Source organism: Nocardia sp. NPDC019219 (genome assembly GCF_040632645.1).
GTDB lineage: Bacteria > Actinomycetota > Actinomycetes > Mycobacteriales > Mycobacteriaceae > Nocardia > Nocardia sputorum.
In genome coordinates this window covers 154438-172831 of the sequence record NZ_JBEYCG010000015.1, presented here as the reverse complement: position 1 = coordinate 172831, position 18394 = coordinate 154438, and the positions used below count along the sequence as shown (strand labels likewise).

Below are 18394 nucleotides of genomic sequence, written 5' to 3'. Positions count from 1 at the left end.
GCGACTACCCGGCCCGGCACGGACCACACCGTGGCCCGCCGGCCCACGCGCGACCTCGCCGACGTTACGCCCTCCGATTCCGGGTACCCGGCCTGGAACGAGCCGAGAGGAGGGCGCGACGATGCCCACTGACGCTTCCTGGTGGCGCGACGCCGTGATCTACGAGATCTACATCCGGAGCTTCGGCGACGGCGACGGGGACGGCCTCGGCGATATCGCCGGTATCCGGTCTCGGCTGCCCTATCTTCGTGACCTCGGCGTCGATGCCGTATGGATAACTCCCTGGTATCCCTCGCCGATGGCGGATGGCGGCTACGACGTCGCGGACTACCGCGACATTGATCCCCGGTTCGGCACGCTCGCGGACGCGCAGGAGTTGATCGACGAGGTCCACGCGCACGGGATGCGCATCATCGTGGACCTGGTCCCCAATCACACCTCCGATCAGCACCTGTGGTTTCAGCAGGCGCTGGCGGCCGGGCCGGGTTCGCCGGAGCGAGCCCGCTATCTGTTCCGGGACGGCACATCATCCGGCGGCCCGCCCAACAATTGGCGAAGCGTGTTCGGCGGCCCGGCATGGACTCGCGTGGCGGACGGTCAGTGGTATCTGCACCTGTTCGACGTCCACCAGCCCGATCTCGATTGGCAGCACCGGGACGTCCGCGCCGAGTTCGAGTCGATCCTGCGTTTCTGGCTGGATCGCGGGGTGGACGGCTTCCGCATCGATGTGGCGCACGGCTTGGTCAAGCATGCCGATCTACCGGATATCCAGACCGATCACGAGGACATGCTGGAGCCGCCGGATCGGACCGACCATCCCCATTGGGACCGGCCCGAAGTGCACGACATCTATCGGAGCTGGCGCGCGATCGCGGACTCCTACGGCCCGGATCGCGTCTTCGTCGCCGAAGCGTGGGTGGCCAAACCCGAGCGCCTCGCCTGCTACGTGCGTCCGGACGAACTGCACACCGCGTTCAACTTCGACTTCCTGCGCTGTTCCTGGCACGCCGACGCGCTCCGTGCCGTGGTCGATTGCACGACCCGGGCGCTGGATGCGGTCGGGGCGCCACCCACCTGGGTGCTGTCCAACCACGACATCACCAGGCATGTGACCCGCTACGGCCGGGCGTCCACCCGTGGCGGCGGTTCGCAGCACGAATCGCACGGCCCCGTCGACGTGGCGCTGGGGCGGCGGCGCGCCAGAGCGGCGTTGCTCCTGATGCTCGCCCTTCCCGGCAGCGCCTACCTCTATCAGGGCGAGGAACTGGGTTTGGAGGAGCTCGAGGACCTTCCGGAAGAGGTGCTGCAGGATCCGACGTGGGAGCGGTCGGGCCGCACCGCGCGCGGGCGCGACGGGTGCCGCGTGCCGCTGCCATGGAGCGGATTCCGGCCGCCGTTCGGGTTCAGCCCCGGCGACACCCCGCCCTGGCTGCCGCAGCCACAGCGCTGGGTATCACTGACGGCCGAACTCCAAAAGCGGGAACCGGACTCGATGCTCGCTCTCTATCACCGAGCGCTCGGTGTGCGCCGCAACCACCCTGCGCTCGGCGAGGGCGCGTGGTCCTGGCTGCCCAGCGCGCCGGGGATCTTGGCACTCCATCGCGTGCCCGGCCTGGTGTGCGTCGTGAATATCTCGGCCGGGCCGACCCCGCTGCCCCGGCACGAGCGGGTGTTGCTGTCCAGCGAGCCGTTGCCGGACGGTGCCCTGCCCGCCGACAGCGCCGCATGGCTCCAAGTCGGCGACCACCACGCCTCTCAGCGAGCCGCAGCGACATCCTTTCCCACCGACGGGGTACCCGGGCGAGGGTAAGGAGGTGGCGCATGTCGGCGACTTCGCGAGGCGATAGCGGGCGGCACGGCCGATGAAAGTCGTCATTACCGGCGCCAGCGGCAATGTGGGAACGGCGCTGTTGCGCGCCTTGCGCGGCGACGATCGCGAGATCGTCGGAATCGCCCGGCGGGCACCCGATCGCGCACTCGAACCGTATGCGGCCGTCCGGTGGGTGCCCTGCGATCTCGGTGCCACCGACTCCGCCGAGATACTGCGCGCCGCATGTACCGGCGCCGACGTGGTGGTCCATCTCGCGTGGGCGATCCATCCGCGTCGGGGTGATCCGCCGATGCGCAGAACCAACTTGATCGGCACCGAGAACGTGCTGCGTGCCGTGGCGGAGGCAGCGGTGCCCCAGCTCGTCGCCGCGTCCTCCTGCGCCGCCTATGCCCCGGCCGAGCGGTGGCGGCGGGTATCGGAAGAATGGCCGGTGTCCGGCGTGCTCGGCAGCGCGTACAGCATGTCCAAGGCGGCGCTGGAGACGCAGCTGGATCGCTTCGAGGCTCGTCATCCCGAGATCCGCACCGCGCGCCTCCGTCCGTGCGGGATCGCGCAGGCCGAGGCCGCCGCGGAACTGGCTGACTGGATCCTGCCGCCCTGGTTGCCGCGGCGGCTGATCGGCACGCGCCTGTCCCCCGTGCCCCTCTGGCGCGACTTCCGGCTGCAACTGGTGCACAGCTCGGATGTGGCTGCGGCGATCCGGCGGATAGTGCAGCGTCGTGCGGCGGGAGCGTTCAATCTCGCCGCCGAACCCTGCCTGGGTGCGGACGCGCTCGCGGCGATGTTCGGCGGGTTCCGCCTGCCCGCACCCCGGCGCGCGCTCGACGCCGCCGCTTGGGTCGGCTGGCGCACCGGGCTGCAGCCGCTGCACCCGGCGTGGCTGACCCTCGCCGACCGTGCATGCCTGATCGACTCGGCCAAGGCACGCCGGGAACTCGGCTGGGCGCCTCACTTCGGCGCAAGCGAAATCTGCGCGGAACTCGTGTCCGCCATGCGGGCGGGGCAGCCCGGTCACAGCCCGCCTCTCGCACCCGCTCGCACCGCGGTGGCCGGACGTCCGTCCCATCAGAGCCAGCGCCCGCACGACGGGCACCGTGCGTACCGGTAAGCGACAGCGCTCGCCCGGATTGCCGCACCTCGTGTCGTTGCGAAAGGCCGGCTGCCGAAACCCGTATCGTCGCCAGCGAAACAGCAACACCTCTCTTGCTCGTCCTGCGCTGGGTTAGGCACCGGAAGTCATCTCGCACAGCCGACCGTACTGGTAAGGAGAGCGATGTTCACCCACAACAAGGATCTCCAATTCGAAGTTCGCGTGGACCGTCCTGATCCGCGCTTCGCAACACTGCTGCAAGAACAATTCGGCGGCGCCAACGGCGAATTGAAGGCCGCCATGCAGTATTTCAATCAGGCGTTCATGCTGCGTGGCAAGCATCCGAAGACCTACGACCTGTTCATGGACATCGCCACCGAGGAGCTCAGTCACCTCGAGATCGTCGGCGCCATGATCACCATGCTCCTCGACGGGCTCAACGACGACTTGAAGCAGGCCAACCAGCGGTGCGACTGGATGCCGGTCGTGGCGACGCCCGGCGGACGTGACGAGGTGATCCATCAGGTCGCGGTGAATCCGATGTACTTCGCGCTGAGCGGCGGCGGGCCCGTGGTGAAGGACTCCGCCGGTGTGCCGTGGTCGGGTGCGTACGTCGACGCGAACGGGGAGCCCTCGGTCGACTTGCGCAGCAATCTCGCTGCGGAGTCACGCGCCAAAATCGTCTACGAATACCTCAAGCAGTTCACCGACGATCCCGGTGTGCAGGACACGCTGTCATTTCTGATGACGCGCGAGATCGCGCACTTCCAGCAGTTCACCGCGGCGCTGAACGAATTGCCGGTCAATTTCCCGCCCGGTGCGCTGCCCGGCGACGATCGGTTCCAGAACGTGGCGTTCAACATGTCCAACGGCTCCGCGAGTGCCCGCGGCCCGTGGAACGAAGGGCAGGGACCGTGGCCGTCGGGCACGGAATGGCGCTACATCGACAACCCGGTCACCGAGTGGCTCCGCTCCGATGACCGCGTGAATCACGGCGCCGAGACCAACCCGGAAGGCGAGCCCGCGGTCCGCGGCACCAAGCCGTTCACGCACGAGTCGCACATTCCGGACTGACCTTCGACGTGCCTTGCGCCGGCTCCGCAGGGCACTTCAGGCACTGACGGCGCGGCGCGCGGCTCCTCGGGGGCCGCGCGCCGCTCGCGTCCGTGACACGGACCGGATCACTGCTTCGGCTTGCCGATCATGTCCTTGGCGCGATCCATCATTGCGGCGAACGGACCGACCAGGACGTTCGCGGTTGCCGATTCCACGCCTGGATGGGGCCGGGTCGGCGCCATCGTCTCGGCGAGTTCGACCGTCCGGCGCAGCCGCTGCAGAGTCTCGTCGTCGAGTTCCGCGCGCAGCCGATTGAATTCCTCGCGTTCCTCATGGTCGGCGTGCGCCAGCACCGCTTCGCGCAGTTTGGCCAGCTTGACCTGGAATTCCATCGAGCTGATGGACAGCGACTCCAGCTCGGCGAGCTGCTTTTTGGCCTTGTTCTCCTCCTCCAGCCGTGCGTCGACGATGGCGCCGCCGTCGCCGAGCTCACGCCGGGCGCGTGGATGGATGATCTCTTCTTCGGCGGTCTCGTGCACCGCGAGCAGGCGGCGCAGCTCGAAGAACTTGCTTTCGCGCTCCACAGGATCGGAGGTGTCGGCGGTCTCGATGAACAACTGCCGAATCCGGTCGTGCTGATGGATGAGGAAATCGATCGCGTCGGTGGTCGAGTCGATCGTGGTTGCCATAGTTGATCTCCCTCGCACTTTCGGGACGGGCTGACGAACTACGTCCGTCGCGGCGGTACCCGACAGTGCGCGGGCGAAACCGCCCGACCGGTCGGTCAGGCGTTGACGGTGCCCGTGATGGGTGCGGGATAGACCGAGGTCGGCACGCTGTGGCGCCACGGGCGATGGATCTCCGAACCCGGCAGCGAAGCCAGTTCCGGGATCCAGCGCCGCACGTAGTCTCCGTCCGGATCGTAGCGTTCGGCGCTGCCGACGGCTGCGGGGTCGAAACGCCCTGCCTGCTGCCAGGTCAACCGGTCGCTCGCGGCGTCGTCGAGCAGCCACCGGCGGAAATGCTCCGCGCCGATCCGCCAGTCCACGCGCAGCGTCGTGGTGAGGAAACCGGCGGCGATCACGCGGGCGCGCTCCGGCATCCATCCTTGCGCGGCCAGTTGCCGCATGCCCGCGTCGACGATCGGATATCCGGTGCGGCCGTCGCGCCAGGCGCCGACGACGACCGGGTCCTGCGCCTGCCGCTCGTCCGGACGATCCCCGGACCGCGCGATGTCGGCCCGGGCGACGAGGAATTGCAGATGGAAGTCGCGCCGAGCGAGCTGGCGGACGAACGCGCGTCCATCCGTCGTCGCCATGTCGGTGTGGTACGCCATTTCGGCGGCGGACAAGCAACCGAAATAGAGGTACGGCGACAGGCGCGCGCATCCCTCGCGGGTGAGGTCACCATTCGACCGGCCGCGTGGTTGCCGCCGGTCGGCGGTGCAGCCCCGCCACAGTGCACGACCCGTGATCTCCCCTCCCACCGCCAGCTGCGGTGAGATGAGCGCGTCGCCGAGTTCGTCGAATCTCGGCACGGGATCACTGTCGACGCGGGGGACGATCAATTCCGTGGGCTTGCCCAGCGGACGTCGCTTCGGCGCCGCCAGCCAGCGGCGGAAGTACGTCGCGAAGTCGGGAACCTCGTCGTCCGGCCGGTGCTGGACGCAGTCGGCGGGATCCACGGCGGTGAGGGTGGCCGGATGGATGTGCAGCAGGCAGCTGCGGCGCTCCAGCCGTTCGCGTAGCGCCCGGAGCCGGCAGCGGCTGGACCAGGTGGCGTCCTCGGCGATGTGGACGCTGTCGGCATGTACCTGTGCGGCCACCCGATCCACCGCGTCGACGTAGTCTCCGTGCCGAACCACCAGTTGCCCTCCGGCGCAGCGGAGTTCGGCGTCGAGTTCGGCCAGCGCGGCCGAGAGGAAGCGGAGTTTGTTCCCGGCCGGTCGGGCGCTGCCGACGATGCGGTCGTCGACGACGTAGAGCGGAATCACCGCCGCGCCCTCGCGTACGGCGGCCAGCAGGGCCGGATTGTCGTGGACGCGCAGGTCACGGGTGAAGAGTGCGATTGTTACGGCCATTCGAGGTTCTCGACGACAGGCATCCGTCGCGAGGATCGACGACGGCGGTATCGGACGGTCGGCGGCGTGCCACGCCGATGCGGGCGGTATCGAAGTAACGAGCTTTACGCCAATGCTGCGGGACAGCGGCTGTCATGTCAAGCTCGGCCGCGCTACCGCGCACGCCGGATCAGCGTTCGCGGAACAGATCGGTGAGCCAGGGCTCCAGGTCGGCGCTCAGTACGGTGAGATCCGGCTCGTCCGACTCGTCGAGCGCGTCGGCGGTGAGCTGACGTACGGCGTAGACGACGGCCATGTAAGCGGTGACGGACAGCAGCGGCTGCCGATTCCCCGTCGCGCTTCGCACCAGACCGCGGATGTACTCCGCGAACAGCCGGATCGATTTCCGCCTGCGCCGCCGCGCGGCCGGACCCAGCGCGTCGATCTCCACCTGGTAAGCCCGCGCGACCACCAGGTCGTTCTGCAGTGATCCGAGGTACTGGCCGAGCGCCTCCGCCACGATGGACCGCCGGTCCCGGCCCACCACCTCCGCGCCGGTGAGCTGGGTCAGCAGTACCTGGATGAAACGGTCGTAGCCCGCGAAGACGCACTCGTCCTTGTTGGCGAACGCGTCGTAGAAAGCCGCCAGCGAGACTCCGGCCCGCTTCGCGACGTCGGTGGGGCCGAAGCCGGCGTAACCGCGCGCGGCCAGCAGTTCGGTCACCGCCACCAGCAGCCGTTCCCGTTGCGCCGCCAGCACCTGCTCTCGCCCCAGATTGTGGCGGCCACGCGGCAACGCGGCGGGAAGTGTGAAGAACACTCCGTCTCGCACCGGAGCGATCGGTGCGTCGGCGTCGGCGGGCGCGGCGGACACTCCTGCAGATTACCGAGCCGGTCTCGCCCACGCCGAGACGAGCGGTCCACCGCCCGCGGCCGCGGTCCGCCGACCCAGCGGGTATGGGGACGGCTGAAGTGGGTAGCCGCAGCACATGACCGACAAACCACTAGCACTTGTCACCGGAGCCTCCAGTGGTATCGGCTTCGAACTGGCCCGGCAGTTCATCGAACACGGCTACGACGTCGTGATCGCCGCGGAGGACGATGCCATCAAGACCGCCGCCGCTTCGCTGCATCACCCGCAGCACGAGGTGCGGCCGGTGCAGGTCGATTTGCGAACCGCCGACGGCGTCGAGCAGCTCTACCGCGCGGCCACCGAGAACGACCGCAAGCCGGACGCCGTCGCGCTCAACGCGGGCATCGGCCGCGGAGGCGCCTTCGCCGAGACCGACCTCGACGACGAACTCGCCGTCATCGATCTGGACGTGCGCTCGACGGTGCACTTGGCCAAACTCGTCGTGCGCGACATGGTCGCTCGCAACGACGGCAAGCTGCTGTTCACCTCGTCCATCGCCGCCACGATGCCGGGCGCCCGGCAGGCGGTGTACAACGCGTCCAAATCCTTCATCCAGTCGTTCGCCAAAGCATTGCGCGAAGAGCTCCGCGACACCGATGTCACCGTGACCGCGCTACTGCCCGGCCCGACCGACACCGACTTCTTCCGCCGCGCAGGGATGCTCGGCACTCGCATCGGCCGACTGCCCAAGGACGACCCCGCCGACGTCGCGCGCCAGGGCGTCGATGCCCTGCTCGGCGGCCGCCAGCAGATTTTCGCCGCCTCGCTGCTCACCAAGGCATTCGGCCTGGCCAACCACGTCCTGCCCGACGCGGTCAAAGCCAAGGCCAACCGCATCATCTCCGCGCCCGCCTGAGTCGCCGCCCGTTGACCCCCGCCGAGGGCGCGCGGACGACGTCGGGTCGATCCAGGCGTGGCCCGGGTCCGCTACCCGCCCGGGCCACGTGCGGCGGTCAGCCGAGTGGCAGCTCCAAACAGCAGGGCGCGTCATCCGGTGCGCTGATCGTGATGGTCGACCCGACCCGGTTGACGCTGGAATAGAACGGGTCCATGCCGTCGATGACCAGCATCAGCCGGTGACCGTCCGGCACGTCGTAGGCGGCGCCTTGCAACTCCCAGGCGACAGTGGCGGGCAGTCCCGACTCGATCGTCTTGGGCTCGTGCGTAATGATTCTGGCCGTGCCGTCCTCGTCCACGTCGAGCAGGTAGGCCACGACCGTCGCGGACTCGTCGGAGCTGTCGACGGTCAGTTCCAGCCGGGGCACGCCACGGATCTGCCGGGCGACGCCGCCTCGGGCGGCCAGCAGCGGTCCCGTCGACCAGACCAGGGCATATGAGCGGTCTATCTCGTCGGTGCGGTAGATCTTGGGATTCCCGGCCCACTCTTCCTGACCGGTCCGCATGAGCTTGTCCATCGCGATGACCTCGGGTTCGTCGCCCACGACGAAGCTACGCTGCCAGCCGGACGCGATGTCGGGGCTCAGCGCGCCGTCGCCGCCCTCGCGCACGTCGGTCAGGGACAGCGATTCGGTGGCGGTGGTGACGTCGGCCCATGAGGCCTTCTCCTCGCGGCGCGCCGGTTCGACGATCACGTTCCGACCGTCGCCCGAAGCCGGAGTGGTCACGTACGTGAACATGACCTGGTTGCTGATCTCCGGCCACTTGTCGACGCCATTGTCCTCGTCCTTGAGATAGTGATCGAGCCAGGCATAGGCCTCGAGCAAGGGCACGTTCGGTCCTGCGCCGTGCGCGGGCGGAGCGATCAGGCCGGGGCCTTCCGGCGCCGCGTGGTCGCCGATCCACATGTTCAGCCGTTTCGGCCGCGGGAGTTTCTCGAAGGTCTCCAGCACCTGGTTCACCGGGAAAAGTCCTTCGTGCCAGGTGTTGGAGAAGAAGGTCGGAATCTCGCGGGAACCGGCGTAGCGCTCCGGGGCGCGGTCGTTGCCCCAATCGACCACCGGATCCATGTCGTCACCGGCGTCGAACTTCGCCAGGATCTCCAGCGCCTCTGCGTCGAACTTCTCCTCTTGCGCGCCGCCGGTCAAGCCGATCAGCGCCTCGACGGCCCGCACGTGGCGGGTGCCGTTGTCGTACATGCTGGTCGCGAGATTGCCCCAGGTGCTCAGGGCGACGACGACATCGACGCGTTCGTCCTCCGCGGCCACGAGCTGGCTGATACCCGAGCCGTAGGATTCGCCCATGAAGGCGATGCGGCTGGGCGCGAGGGCGTCTATCGCGTAGGTGAGCACCGTGGAGCCGTCCGTCCGGTCCTTCGGACCGGCGACATCGACGGTGCCTTCGGACGTGCCGAACCAGGGCACGTTCGTGCCCGGGAGGGCGGACAACCCGATTCCCCGCGGCGTGTAGGCCAGTACGTGGTAGCCCTTCGCCGCGAGCGTGAGGTAGGCGTACTCGAACAGCGGCCATCCGAACGGTGTCCACCCCGCCGGGAAGACCACCAGCGGGCACGGCTGGGTGGTGGTCTGCCGCAGCATGTGCGCCGACAATGTGATCCCGCCGGACACTTCGATGCGCGGGAACGTCGGCACGGCCACGTTCAGCGCCCGGTTCACCAGGTCCGCCACGTCGCCGGGCACCAGCCCCTCGCCACTGCGCTCCCGCACGGCGGTCACCAAGTTCGACGCGAACTGCACCGCTTCCGGCCGAACCTGCCCTTGGGGGTCCCAAGCCCCTTCCCGGGCGATGCGTGCGAGCTGTTCCGAGGTGGTCCCGACGATCGAAACTCCTTGTGACATACGCGTCATCGATCCTTCCTGCCAGTTGCCGAGGAACTGCGGACCGCAGCAGCGTGACATGACAAGTAATGAATCGTCTGACGAATCGGCGAGGCGTTCTCCGTTCGCAATCGGCTGTTGACCAGCGGAAACGTTGCAGAATTGGATTACCGCCCGCTCGCTCGGCGAGCTGCGGTCCGTCCTCCGGCGGGGCCGGCGACCGAGTGCACGCGCACCGACCGCCGGCGCCGTGCCCGAACTCGTCGGCGAAGCGATCCCACGCACCGAAGCTCAGGGCCGGAGCACGTACTTCCCGCGCACGCCGCCCTTCGCGACCGCGCGGTGCGCCGCGGCGGCTTGCTCGAGCGGTAGCGTGGCGTGCACCCGCGCTGGAAGTCGGCCGGTCACGGTGGCGTGGAGTAGCTGCGTGAGCTGGGCGGCGTCGAACCGCGTCTCTACGGCACGCACGGTGATGTCGCGTTGCGCGGCCGGCGCCATTCCCGGCCGCACGCCGACGAAGAGGCCGCCGTCGCGAACAAGGGCGAGCCCCTCCCCCTGGAGCGCCGCACCGTCGGCGACGGCGTCCCAGCCGGGCACGGCCGTCGCGGTGAAGTCGGCGCCGAGGCCGCGCACGAACTCCTCGTCCTCGGCGCGGGCCAGTCCGGTGACCCGCCAGCCGCGATCCTGGGCCAGCGCGGCGACGTACCCGCCGACCGCGCCCGCCGCCCCGGTGACCAGCAGGGTCCGGCCGCCACCGTCGCCGAGCAGGTCGACCGTCTGGGCCGCGGCCAAGCCGTTCAGCGGCACCGTGGCCGCCGCGATCAGGTCCAGTCCATCGGGCACCGCGACGATGTCGCTTGCCGAGACGATCAATTGTTCGGCGTAGGTGCCGAAGTCGCGGTCGAATCCGCCGAGCAAGCCCGCGACGCGGCTGCCTACCGGCAACCCGACATCCGGACCGGCCGCGGTGACGGTGCCCGCGAAGTCCGAGCCCAGGCCGGTGTGCTCTGGCTGGTCGATCAATCCGAGTTCGTGGAACACCCCGGCGACGATCGCCAAGTCGACGGGGTTGACCGTGGCCCCGGCGATCGCGACCCGGACCTGACCCGGGCCCGGGTCGACGACCGGTACGTCGATGATCTCGATGGCGTCCGGGCCGCCCGGCGTCCGGACGACCGCGGCGCGAAATGTGGTGGACATGTGCTGCCTCCTGGAGTTGTGGGTACTGCTACCCCACAATGGGCGAGTAACTCTCCAACAGGAAGTACGCACTTCGAAGTGCGTATACCACCGCGCGGTAGGAAGGAAAGGCCGATGCCGACCAGGACGGCAGCCCAGCGACGGGCGCAGGAGAAGCTGGACTACGACGCGTTCTTCGCGCAGTGCCCCAGCCGTCAGCTGCTCGACCGCATCTCCGGCAAATGGGTGGCGCTGGTGCTGGCCGCGCTGGGCAGCGACGGTCCGCACGCCGAAGCGGAGTGCGCCGGCCAGCCGCGAGCGCTGCGCTATTCCGAGCTGTCGCAGCGGCTGGCCGGGGTCAGTCAGAAGATGCTCACCCAGACCCTGCGCTCCCTCGAGCGTGACGGGCTGCTGACTCGCACGGTCACACCGACGGTCCCCGTCACGGTCACCTACGAACTGACCGACCTGGGGCTCTCGCTGCACGAGATCATGCGCGGCGTCAAGGTGTGGGCGGAGAGCCATATGGACGAGGTGCTCGCCAATCGGGAGAGATACGACACCGCATCCCCCACGCCGGAAGCGGTGAGCTGACTTCGAGCGCCGTCCTCATGCCCCTCGACTGCTGTGATGGCGGAGAACGCTCAGTCGGTGAGGGCTATGCGCATGCGTTCACCACGCTGTCCACTGACGGAATGTGCGCGCGACGCGGCAAGCGGCACCGTGCGAGTCCGTAGACCGCCGGACCGGTCGCCGCGTCGAGCAGGACTCACTTCTTGTCGGCACCCAGTTTGATCGGGATCGAGAGCGGGCCGACCGTGAAGAAGGACGGCGAGTACGGGATCTCGGCGGGGTCGATGGCGAGCTCGAGGTCCGGCAGCCGCCGATAGAGCGAGGCGAGCGCGAGCCTGCCCTCGAGACGGGCCAGGCCGGCGCCGATGCAGTAGCGCGGGCCGTGGCCGAACCCGAGATGTCCGCCCCGCTGGCGCCGGGTGATGTCGAACTCGTTCGCGGTCTCCCCGTACTCCGCCGGGTCGATCCCGCAGGCTTGGTAGGCGACACCGACCGCCTTACCCTTGGGGATGGTCACACCGCCAACGGTGACTTCCGTCAGGGTGAACCGCCAGCTCGTCATCATCACCGAATGGCGGTAGCGCACAGTCTCTTCCACCACATCGGCCCAGCGGTCCTCCGCCTTGGCCAGGGCGAGCTGATCGGGGTGTCGCGCCAGCGCCAGGATGGCGTGTCCGAGCATGTGCACCGTGGTCTCGTGGCCGGCCACCAGCATGATCCACAGAACGGCGACCAGTTCGTCGGCCGTCAGTTTGTCGTCCTGGTCGCGCGCTTGCACCAGGCCCGTGGTGAGGTCGTCGCCGGGCTCCGCCTGCTTCCGGTCCGCCAGCTCGTACAGGTAGGTCATCAGCGAGTTCTGGGTCGCGAACGCCTCTTCGGGCGGCGTGGTGTGCGCCAGCAGGGTAGCCGTCCAGCGCCGCAGCCGATCCCGCTCCTGTTCGGGCACGCCGAACAGCTCGCAGATCACCGCCATGGGCAGCGCCTCGGTGAAGGTGGGGACCAGATCGACGCCGTCACCGGCGGCCACCACCTCGTCCAGCAACTTGTCGATGATCTGTTGCACGCGCGGCTCCAGCGCCTGTACCCGGCTCGGCGTGAACGCCTTGCTGATCAGGCCGCGCAGGCGCCGGTGGTCCTCGCCGTCCTTGGTGGACAGATGGTCGCCCTGCACGACGGCGCGCAGCGGCCAGTCCTCCGGAATCGAACCGTCGTGCAGGGCGGGCCAATGCTTCGGATCCCGCGCGAATGTCTTGTTGTCTCCGGCGAGGATCTCGCGTACCGCGTCGTGCGTCAGTGCGAGGTAGGCGGGTACGCCGCCGGGGAATTCCACCTCGACCACCGGCGCGATCTCCCGGAGCCGGATACAGGTGTCCAGCAGATCCTCGTTCGCCGCGGGGAATGCGGGCAGGCTGGTTGTCATCGGTTTCCCTTCTGTGCGTTCGCCTCCGGCCGTCGTGACGACGGTCGTGCACGAGTATCGAGCCGCGCTCACCGGGCGGGCCGACCAATCGGCGATTCCTGCCTCCAACCAGAAGCCGGGCGTCGCAAAACGGAAATATGGTGCGCTTCCCCACTCCTGGATCGAGCTCGTCTTCGCGGTAGCGATTAGGGTGACGGTGTTCGCCGGATGTTCGGGAGGAAGTCGTGGGATCGAAGACGGTGGCGGGACGCGCTGTACATGCGGTGAACGCCGGAGTGGCCGCCTTACTCGGCGCGCCGGTGCTCGGGCGGCTGCTGGGCAAGGGATTCGTGGTGATCACCTATGTGGGCCGTCGGTCCGGGCGAACATTCAGCACACCCGTCAACTACTGGCGCAAGGGAGACGGGCTCGTCATCGGAGTCGCTATGCCGGACAAGAAGACCTGGTGGCGCAACTTCCTGGGCGAGGGCGGACCCATCACGCTGCATTTGCACGGCGTGGATAGGCGCGGACACGCGGTAGCGCGACGCGATGAACGCGGCCGTGTCTTCGTCAACGTCCGCCTCGACGACAACAGCTGACCGCCACGTCCCCATCGGGCACCGGAAGGGGCCACCGCGAGACGCCCCGGTTCGTTGCCGCCGCTGTGCGCGCGGCGATACTCTGCGACGATCGCTCCGGCTACACGCTCGCCGAGGGCTTCATCTGGGCGAGGATCGCGGCCCCCATCCACCGTCGGAGATAGCGCCGCAGGTCGTCCTCTCCACGCGGCGGATTGCCCGGGGAAATGAAGAACGACTGCATCGTGCGCAGAACGTACTCGACGAGTTCGTGCAGCGACTCGTCGTCGTACCCGTAGCGCGCCCAGTCGACGTCGAAGCGTTTGATCATCGTCATCCCGAAGGCCTGCGCCTCCTCTGAGGTCAGGCTCTCCGGGTGCACGTTCGAGTATGTGCTCGACAACAAGATGCCGAGATGCGGCGTTCGGCGCACCTCGGCCAAGGTGTACACCACGCCCTCGGTCATCGCTTCCACGGCGTCCTCGATACCGCTGACCTGCTGGGTCAGCCGATCGAGGAAACCGTCGACCGACGCCATCGCCGCGGCCGTCATCAGCGCGTCGGCGCTGGGAAAGTATCGGTAGACCGTCTGCCGGATGACCCCCAGCGACTCGGCGACGTCGGCGATGCTGATCTCCGAACCCGTCCGCCCGATCAGATCGACCGCGGCGTCGACGATGCGGCGAGAGGCTTCCTCGTCGTCCTTCGGCGGACTCCCGCCCCACCCGCGCCTTCCTGCCACTGCCCGCTTCCTCGACTCGAAGCCCGTCGCTTGCGAACCCGCTGGATGGAGCGCCTGCCGACCATCCGGATCAAGGGCTCGACCGTATCACAAGGCGATCGCGCCCCGGGTCGACGCGTCGATTCTGATCATACACTCGGACAGTCGTGTGTATGATCAGCTCCACCACGGCTCGGCGCATCCGAGTGGTGCCGCCGGACCGGTTCATTTCGAAAGTCGAGGTATAACCACGTGACCGATCTGCAAGTCCGGAAGATGCGCTTCGCATTCGCGGACTACGACGTGCCCTTCCTGTGGAACGAAGAGAACCCGGCCTTCTCGTCCATGGCCAACGCGGTGTCCTTCCTGGCGATCGGCTTCGAGAAGATGATCGTCAACATGATCCGCGAGGCCATGCCGCTGATCACCGATCCGGAGGTCGCCGAGGAAGCCGACGCGTTCGTGCGCCAGGAGGGGCAGCACTCCACCGCGCACCGCCAGCACGCCAACGCTTTGATCAGGCGCTATCCGGGGCTGCAAGAGACGCTCAACGAAGTGATCGGGGAATTCGATCGCCTCACCGTGAACACTCCGGTCGAATACCGGCTCGCTTATACCGCCGATCTGGAGGCGACCTTCACCCCGGTGTTCAAACTGATGCTGGACAACGACTCGACCCTGTTCCGGCCGGGAGACGACCGCGTGGCGTCATTGTTCATCTGGCACTTCGTCGAGGAGGTCGAACACCGCAGTTCCGCGCTGATCATTTTCGATTCTGTCGTCGGAAGCGACGTGTATCGCATGCGGATGGCGCCGTCGATCTTCCGTCACGTGATGAAGGTCATCAGGGTCGCCTGCGCAGGCTTCAACAAGCATGTCCCCTTGGAGGAACGAAAGGTCGACGCCTTATCGATGTTCGCGACGTACCGGCGCGGGCAGAAGCTGCGTAAATGGTTGCCGTTTCTGCACGCGGAAGACAACGGCCCGATGCCGCGCGCGTTCGACCATCTCCCGCTCGGCGAGCAACTCGTGGCTCTCGTGGGCATCATCCGCAGCCAGCTGCCCAAGCACAACCCGGATCACGAGAAGCTGCCCGCGCTCGCCGACGTGTGGTTCGAGCGTTACGAAGCCGGCTACGACGTCTCACATTGGTACACCGCCGACGCGGTCGCGCGCTAGGAGCCGGACCGATGGCTGATCATTGCGCACCCACCTTCGACCGGCTCGCCACGGCGCTCGGCTTCTCATGCGAGGAGGCGGGCGGACCGGTCGAGATACGAAACCCGTTCGCGTTGGAGAACTGGACGCTGCCCGTCCTCGAGTTCACCATCGTCCTGGGCGCCATCCTCGCGCTCGTCTACGCGATCGTGCGATTACGCCGCCATGGCGACCCCACCAATCTGGTGCTCTGGTTCGGCGCGACCGCGTATCTGTTCATCATCGAGCCACCGCTGTACTTTCCCGCGGCGTTCGGCATCGACGCGCACGTCGACACGATGTTCGCGCACAACCTGTTCACCGTGGAATTTCTCTGGGGTCGATTACCGCTCTACATCATCGCGATCTACCCGTTCATGGCCACGCTGGCGTTCGAGATCGTCAGGATGCTCGGGGTATTCCGGCAGTACGGGGTTCTCGTCGGATCCGTGTGCGTGGGTTTCGTCCACCACGCGTTCTACGAGATCTTCGACCATCTCGGCCCGCAGTTGCGCTGGTGGGAGTGGTCGACCGACAACCCGATGAATCAGCCGATGTTCGATTCCGTGCCGCTCCCGAGTGTGGTCGTGTTCGCCGCCTTGTGGCCGATGTCCCTCGCGTTCTGCGTCCAATTGTTCGTCGGCCGCCACGTCGACCGGGGACGAATCTTCTCCGGCCCGCAATTGGTAGGGCGCACGATCGTCATCGGCGTACTCGCGTCGTTGGGCACCGCCGTGCTGCCCATTCCCGCGACGGTATTCGGCATGGGTAGCACGACTGTGCGCGGAATTCTCTACGCCGCCGAACTGGTCGTCGTCACCGTTGTCGCCGTCGTCGTTCTCTGCGGCCAATGGCTACGGCTACGGCGCGACGCGGCGGACGCAGTGCCCTATCGGAACGACTTCATCCGTATTTGCAGCGCGGTGTACCTGTGCGTGATGGCTTTCCTCTGGGTGACCGCGTTGCCCGATTTCTTCGGAGCCGTCGACGGGGTGACCGGCGAAGGAGACCCTATCGGAAATCTGTGGTACACCCTCGCCTGCTTCGTCGTCGCGATCTTCTGCCTGTTCGCCGTGTTCACGGTGCCGCGGAGAAAGGCACCGGAAAGCGCTGCTCCGGCAGCCGCGGAAGCCACCGTGAGCCCCACGGCGTAGCCGCGAACCGAACTGCCGGGCACGGGCGGCCGCAGCGGGGTGTGACGCCCGGCTCGCCGGGATTTTCCGGCCGGGCGCGCGGGTTGTACCTGGGGCCGATATGAGGAGGTCATGTGGCACGGGAGTACAACCGGAATCCTGCGGCGGTCGCCGCCTTGTCCCCTGAGCAGTACCACGTCACTCAGGAGAACGGGACCGAGCGGGCGTTCACGGGCGAGTACTGGGACAACCACGAGCCGGGCATCTATGTGGACGTGGTCTCCGGTGAACCGTTGTTCGCCTCGGTCGACAAGTTCGACAGTGGCACGGGATGGCCGAGTTTCACCAAACCGCTCGAAGCCGGGAACGTGGTGGAGAAGCGGGACTTCAGTCATCTGATGGTCCGGACCGAGGTGCGTTCGGCGTTCGGGGACAGCCATCTCGGGCATGTGTTCACCGACGGTCCCCGCGCGGCGGGCGGCTTGCGGTACTGCATCAATTCGACAGCGCTGCGGTTCATCCACCTCGACGACCTCGAGGCGGAAGGCTACGGGCAGTACAGGACTCTCTTCGCGAAGGAGGAGGCGTGACCGACACGCGGAAGGCGATTCTGGCCGGTGGATGCTTCTGGGGCATGCAGGACTTGATCCGCAAGCAGCCGGGGGTGGTGTCGACGCGCGTCGGCTACACCGGTGGGCGCAACGACCATCCCACGTACCGCAACCACCCGGGCCATGCGGAGGCCGTGGAGATCGTCTACGACCCGGCCCGGACGGACTACCGGGAATTGCTGGAGTTCTTCTTCCAGATCCACGATCCGACGACGAAGGACCGTCAGGGCAACGACATCGGGACCAGTTACCGTTCGGCGATCTTCTATCTCGATGACGACCAGCAGCGGATCGCCCTGGACACCATCGCCGACGTGGACGCCTCGGGCCTGTGGCCCGGCAAGGTGGTCACCGAGGTGACGCCGGCGAGCGAGTTCTGGGAGGCCGAGCCGGAGCATCAGGACTACCTGCTGCGCTACCCGGACGGCTACACCTGCCACTTCCCGCGGCCGGGATGGAAGCTGCCGAAGCGGCAGACCACCGCACAGTAAGACGGACAGCTCGGCGGGATCGCGCCCCCGCTGAGACGTTCGAGCCCGCAGTATGCGACTGCGTCACCGTGCCCGGTGGCGCAGTCGCCGCGTTTCCGGGCTCGGACGCGATCCGGCTCCCCCGCTGTGGGGAGAGACCGCGTTCGGCGGCCTATACGATCGTCGACGCCTTCAAGTCCGGACATCCATGCCATCGACCCGAGGTAGGCCAGATGATGCGCAGCGGCGCAAAGGTTCTCGATGTGGTGGGCAGCCGTCGGATGGCGGTGGCGACACTGGCCACCATCACCGGCTTCTACTACCTGTTCGTCGCGTTCACCAACTGCGTGGACACCGACACCAACCGCAACGGCGTGGCGGCGGTGCTGTCGATGAAGGCGACCATCCACAATCCGGGAACGGACTGGCGCGCGATCACCAACGGTAATGTCGCGCTCGTCGCCTACATCCTGGTGGTGATCTGGGAATTCTTGATCGCCTTCGTGCTGCTGGCCGCGGGAGCGGCGTGGGTGCGGGCGCTGAGCGGACGGCCGCGCCGGATCCGAGCCGGACTCGAGGTGGCGGCGAAATTGTCGAGCCTGGGCTGGACCATGGCGGTGATGCTGTTCGCGGGCGGGTTCCTGACCGTCGGCGGCGAGTGGTTCCGCATGTGGGCCAATGACGACGTGAACGCGTCGTCGGCCGCGCTGCAGAACTTCCTGATCGCAGGCGTCGGCCTGATCCTCGTCCACCTGCCGGACGCGCGGCCTGCCCCGTCCGTCGAAAGCGCCTCGGCCGCAGCCGAATCCGAGTAGGGCCGCAGTCGACAGGTCCAGGACGCGAACG

At 67.7% G+C, this 18394-nt stretch carries 18 protein-coding genes; 11 read left to right on the top strand and 7 right to left on the bottom strand.

Annotated elements, in window-relative coordinates; all coding sequences use genetic code 11:
* Positions 1 to 121: 121 nt before the first annotated feature.
* The 3 genes from ABZ552_RS25645 to ABZ552_RS25635 all read left to right on the top strand — a co-directional run bounded on the left by ABZ552_RS25645 (position 122) and on the right by ABZ552_RS25635 (position 3995).
* Positions 122 to 1810: a glycoside hydrolase family 13 protein gene (locus tag ABZ552_RS25645; RefSeq protein WP_281880076.1), complete on the top strand. Its 1689-nt coding sequence runs from the start codon at positions 122 to 124 to the stop codon at positions 1808 to 1810.
* Between the two features lie 52 nt (positions 1811 to 1862).
* The gene (locus tag ABZ552_RS25640) at positions 1863 to 2939 is read left to right on the top strand and encodes an NAD-dependent epimerase/dehydratase family protein (RefSeq protein WP_357440239.1); all 1077 of its coding nucleotides are present in this window, start codon (positions 1863 to 1865) and stop codon (positions 2937 to 2939) included.
* Between the two features lie 165 nt (positions 2940 to 3104).
* On the top strand, positions 3105 to 3995 hold the full coding sequence (locus tag ABZ552_RS25635; RefSeq protein WP_281880072.1) for a manganese catalase family protein: 891 nt from the start codon (positions 3105 to 3107) through the stop codon (positions 3993 to 3995).
* 107 nt (positions 3996 to 4102) lie between these two features.
* Here ABZ552_RS25635 and ABZ552_RS25630 read toward each other — a convergent pair whose 3' ends face one another.
* From ABZ552_RS25630 to ABZ552_RS25620, 3 genes are all read right to left on the bottom strand, one after another.
* Entirely contained in the window at positions 4103 to 4666 is a 564-nt protein-coding gene (locus tag ABZ552_RS25630; protein WP_281880071.1) for a hemerythrin domain-containing protein, read from the bottom strand.
* A 95-nt stretch (positions 4667 to 4761) separates the two neighbouring features.
* Positions 4762 to 6057, bottom strand: coding sequence for an FAD-binding domain-containing protein (locus ABZ552_RS25625; RefSeq protein ID WP_281880070.1), 1296 nt, complete (start codon positions 6055 to 6057; stop codon positions 4762 to 4764).
* A 169-nt stretch (positions 6058 to 6226) separates the two neighbouring features.
* Positions 6227 to 6910, bottom strand: a complete 684-nt coding sequence (locus tag ABZ552_RS25620; protein ID WP_281880069.1) for a TetR/AcrR family transcriptional regulator — start codon at positions 6908 to 6910, stop codon at positions 6227 to 6229.
* A gap of 115 nt (positions 6911 to 7025) precedes the next feature.
* On the opposite strand from ABZ552_RS25620, the gene ABZ552_RS25615 reads away from it, so the two are divergent.
* Entirely contained in the window at positions 7026 to 7805 is a 780-nt protein-coding gene (locus ABZ552_RS25615; protein WP_281880068.1) for an SDR family NAD(P)-dependent oxidoreductase, read from the top strand.
* A 97-nt stretch (positions 7806 to 7902) separates the two neighbouring features.
* Here the strand turns inward: ABZ552_RS25615 and ABZ552_RS25610 are convergent, their stop codons facing one another.
* Complete coding sequence (locus ABZ552_RS25610; RefSeq protein WP_281918319.1) at positions 7903 to 9705, bottom strand: CocE/NonD family hydrolase; 1803 nt, start codon at positions 9703 to 9705, stop codon at positions 7903 to 7905.
* A gap of 270 nt (positions 9706 to 9975) precedes the next feature.
* A complete protein-coding gene (locus ABZ552_RS25605; RefSeq protein ID WP_281918318.1) occupies positions 9976 to 10884 on the bottom strand; it encodes an NADP-dependent oxidoreductase in 909 nt (302 codons plus the stop codon).
* 114 nt (positions 10885 to 10998) lie between these two features.
* Here ABZ552_RS25605 and ABZ552_RS25600 point away from each other — a divergent pair, with 114 nt between their 5' ends.
* A complete protein-coding gene (locus ABZ552_RS25600) occupies positions 10999 to 11457 on the top strand; it encodes a helix-turn-helix domain-containing protein (RefSeq protein WP_281880062.1) in 459 nt (152 codons plus the stop codon).
* 175 nt (positions 11458 to 11632) lie between these two features.
* Here ABZ552_RS25600 and ABZ552_RS25595 read toward each other — a convergent pair whose 3' ends face one another.
* Entirely contained in the window at positions 11633 to 12856 is a 1224-nt protein-coding gene (locus ABZ552_RS25595) for a cytochrome P450 (RefSeq protein WP_357440231.1), read from the bottom strand.
* A 263-nt stretch (positions 12857 to 13119) separates the two neighbouring features.
* On the opposite strand from ABZ552_RS25595, the gene ABZ552_RS25590 reads away from it, so the two are divergent.
* Positions 13120 to 13437 (top strand): hypothetical protein, encoded by a 318-nt coding sequence (locus ABZ552_RS25590; protein WP_357440289.1) that lies wholly within the window; start codon positions 13120 to 13122, stop codon positions 13435 to 13437.
* A 100-nt stretch (positions 13438 to 13537) separates the two neighbouring features.
* Here ABZ552_RS25590 and ABZ552_RS25585 read toward each other — a convergent pair whose 3' ends face one another.
* A complete protein-coding gene (locus tag ABZ552_RS25585) occupies positions 13538 to 14158 on the bottom strand; it encodes a TetR/AcrR family transcriptional regulator (protein ID WP_281880059.1) in 621 nt (206 codons plus the stop codon).
* Positions 14159 to 14389: 231 nt separating this feature from the next.
* Here ABZ552_RS25585 and ABZ552_RS25580 point away from each other — a divergent pair, with 231 nt between their 5' ends.
* From ABZ552_RS25580 to ABZ552_RS25560, 5 genes are all read left to right on the top strand, one after another.
* Positions 14390 to 15316, top strand: a complete 927-nt coding sequence (locus tag ABZ552_RS25580; protein WP_281880058.1) for a metal-dependent hydrolase — start codon at positions 14390 to 14392, stop codon at positions 15314 to 15316.
* Between the two features lie 11 nt (positions 15317 to 15327).
* Positions 15328 to 16488: a hypothetical protein gene (locus tag ABZ552_RS25575; RefSeq protein WP_357440227.1), complete on the top strand. Its 1161-nt coding sequence runs from the start codon at positions 15328 to 15330 to the stop codon at positions 16486 to 16488.
* 113 nt (positions 16489 to 16601) lie between these two features.
* Positions 16602 to 17057: a peptide-methionine (R)-S-oxide reductase MsrB gene (msrB, locus tag ABZ552_RS25570; RefSeq protein WP_281880056.1), complete on the top strand. Its 456-nt coding sequence runs from the start codon at positions 16602 to 16604 to the stop codon at positions 17055 to 17057.
* Positions 17054 to 17569: a peptide-methionine (S)-S-oxide reductase MsrA gene (gene msrA / locus ABZ552_RS25565; protein WP_281880055.1), complete on the top strand. Its 516-nt coding sequence runs from the start codon at positions 17054 to 17056 to the stop codon at positions 17567 to 17569. Before msrB ends, msrA begins: the two co-directional genes overlap by 4 nt.
* Positions 17570 to 17811: 242 nt before the next feature.
* Positions 17812 to 18363, top strand: a complete 552-nt coding sequence (locus tag ABZ552_RS25560) for a DUF2165 domain-containing protein (RefSeq protein WP_281880054.1) — start codon at positions 17812 to 17814, stop codon at positions 18361 to 18363.
* Positions 18364 to 18394: the final 31 nt, after the last annotated feature.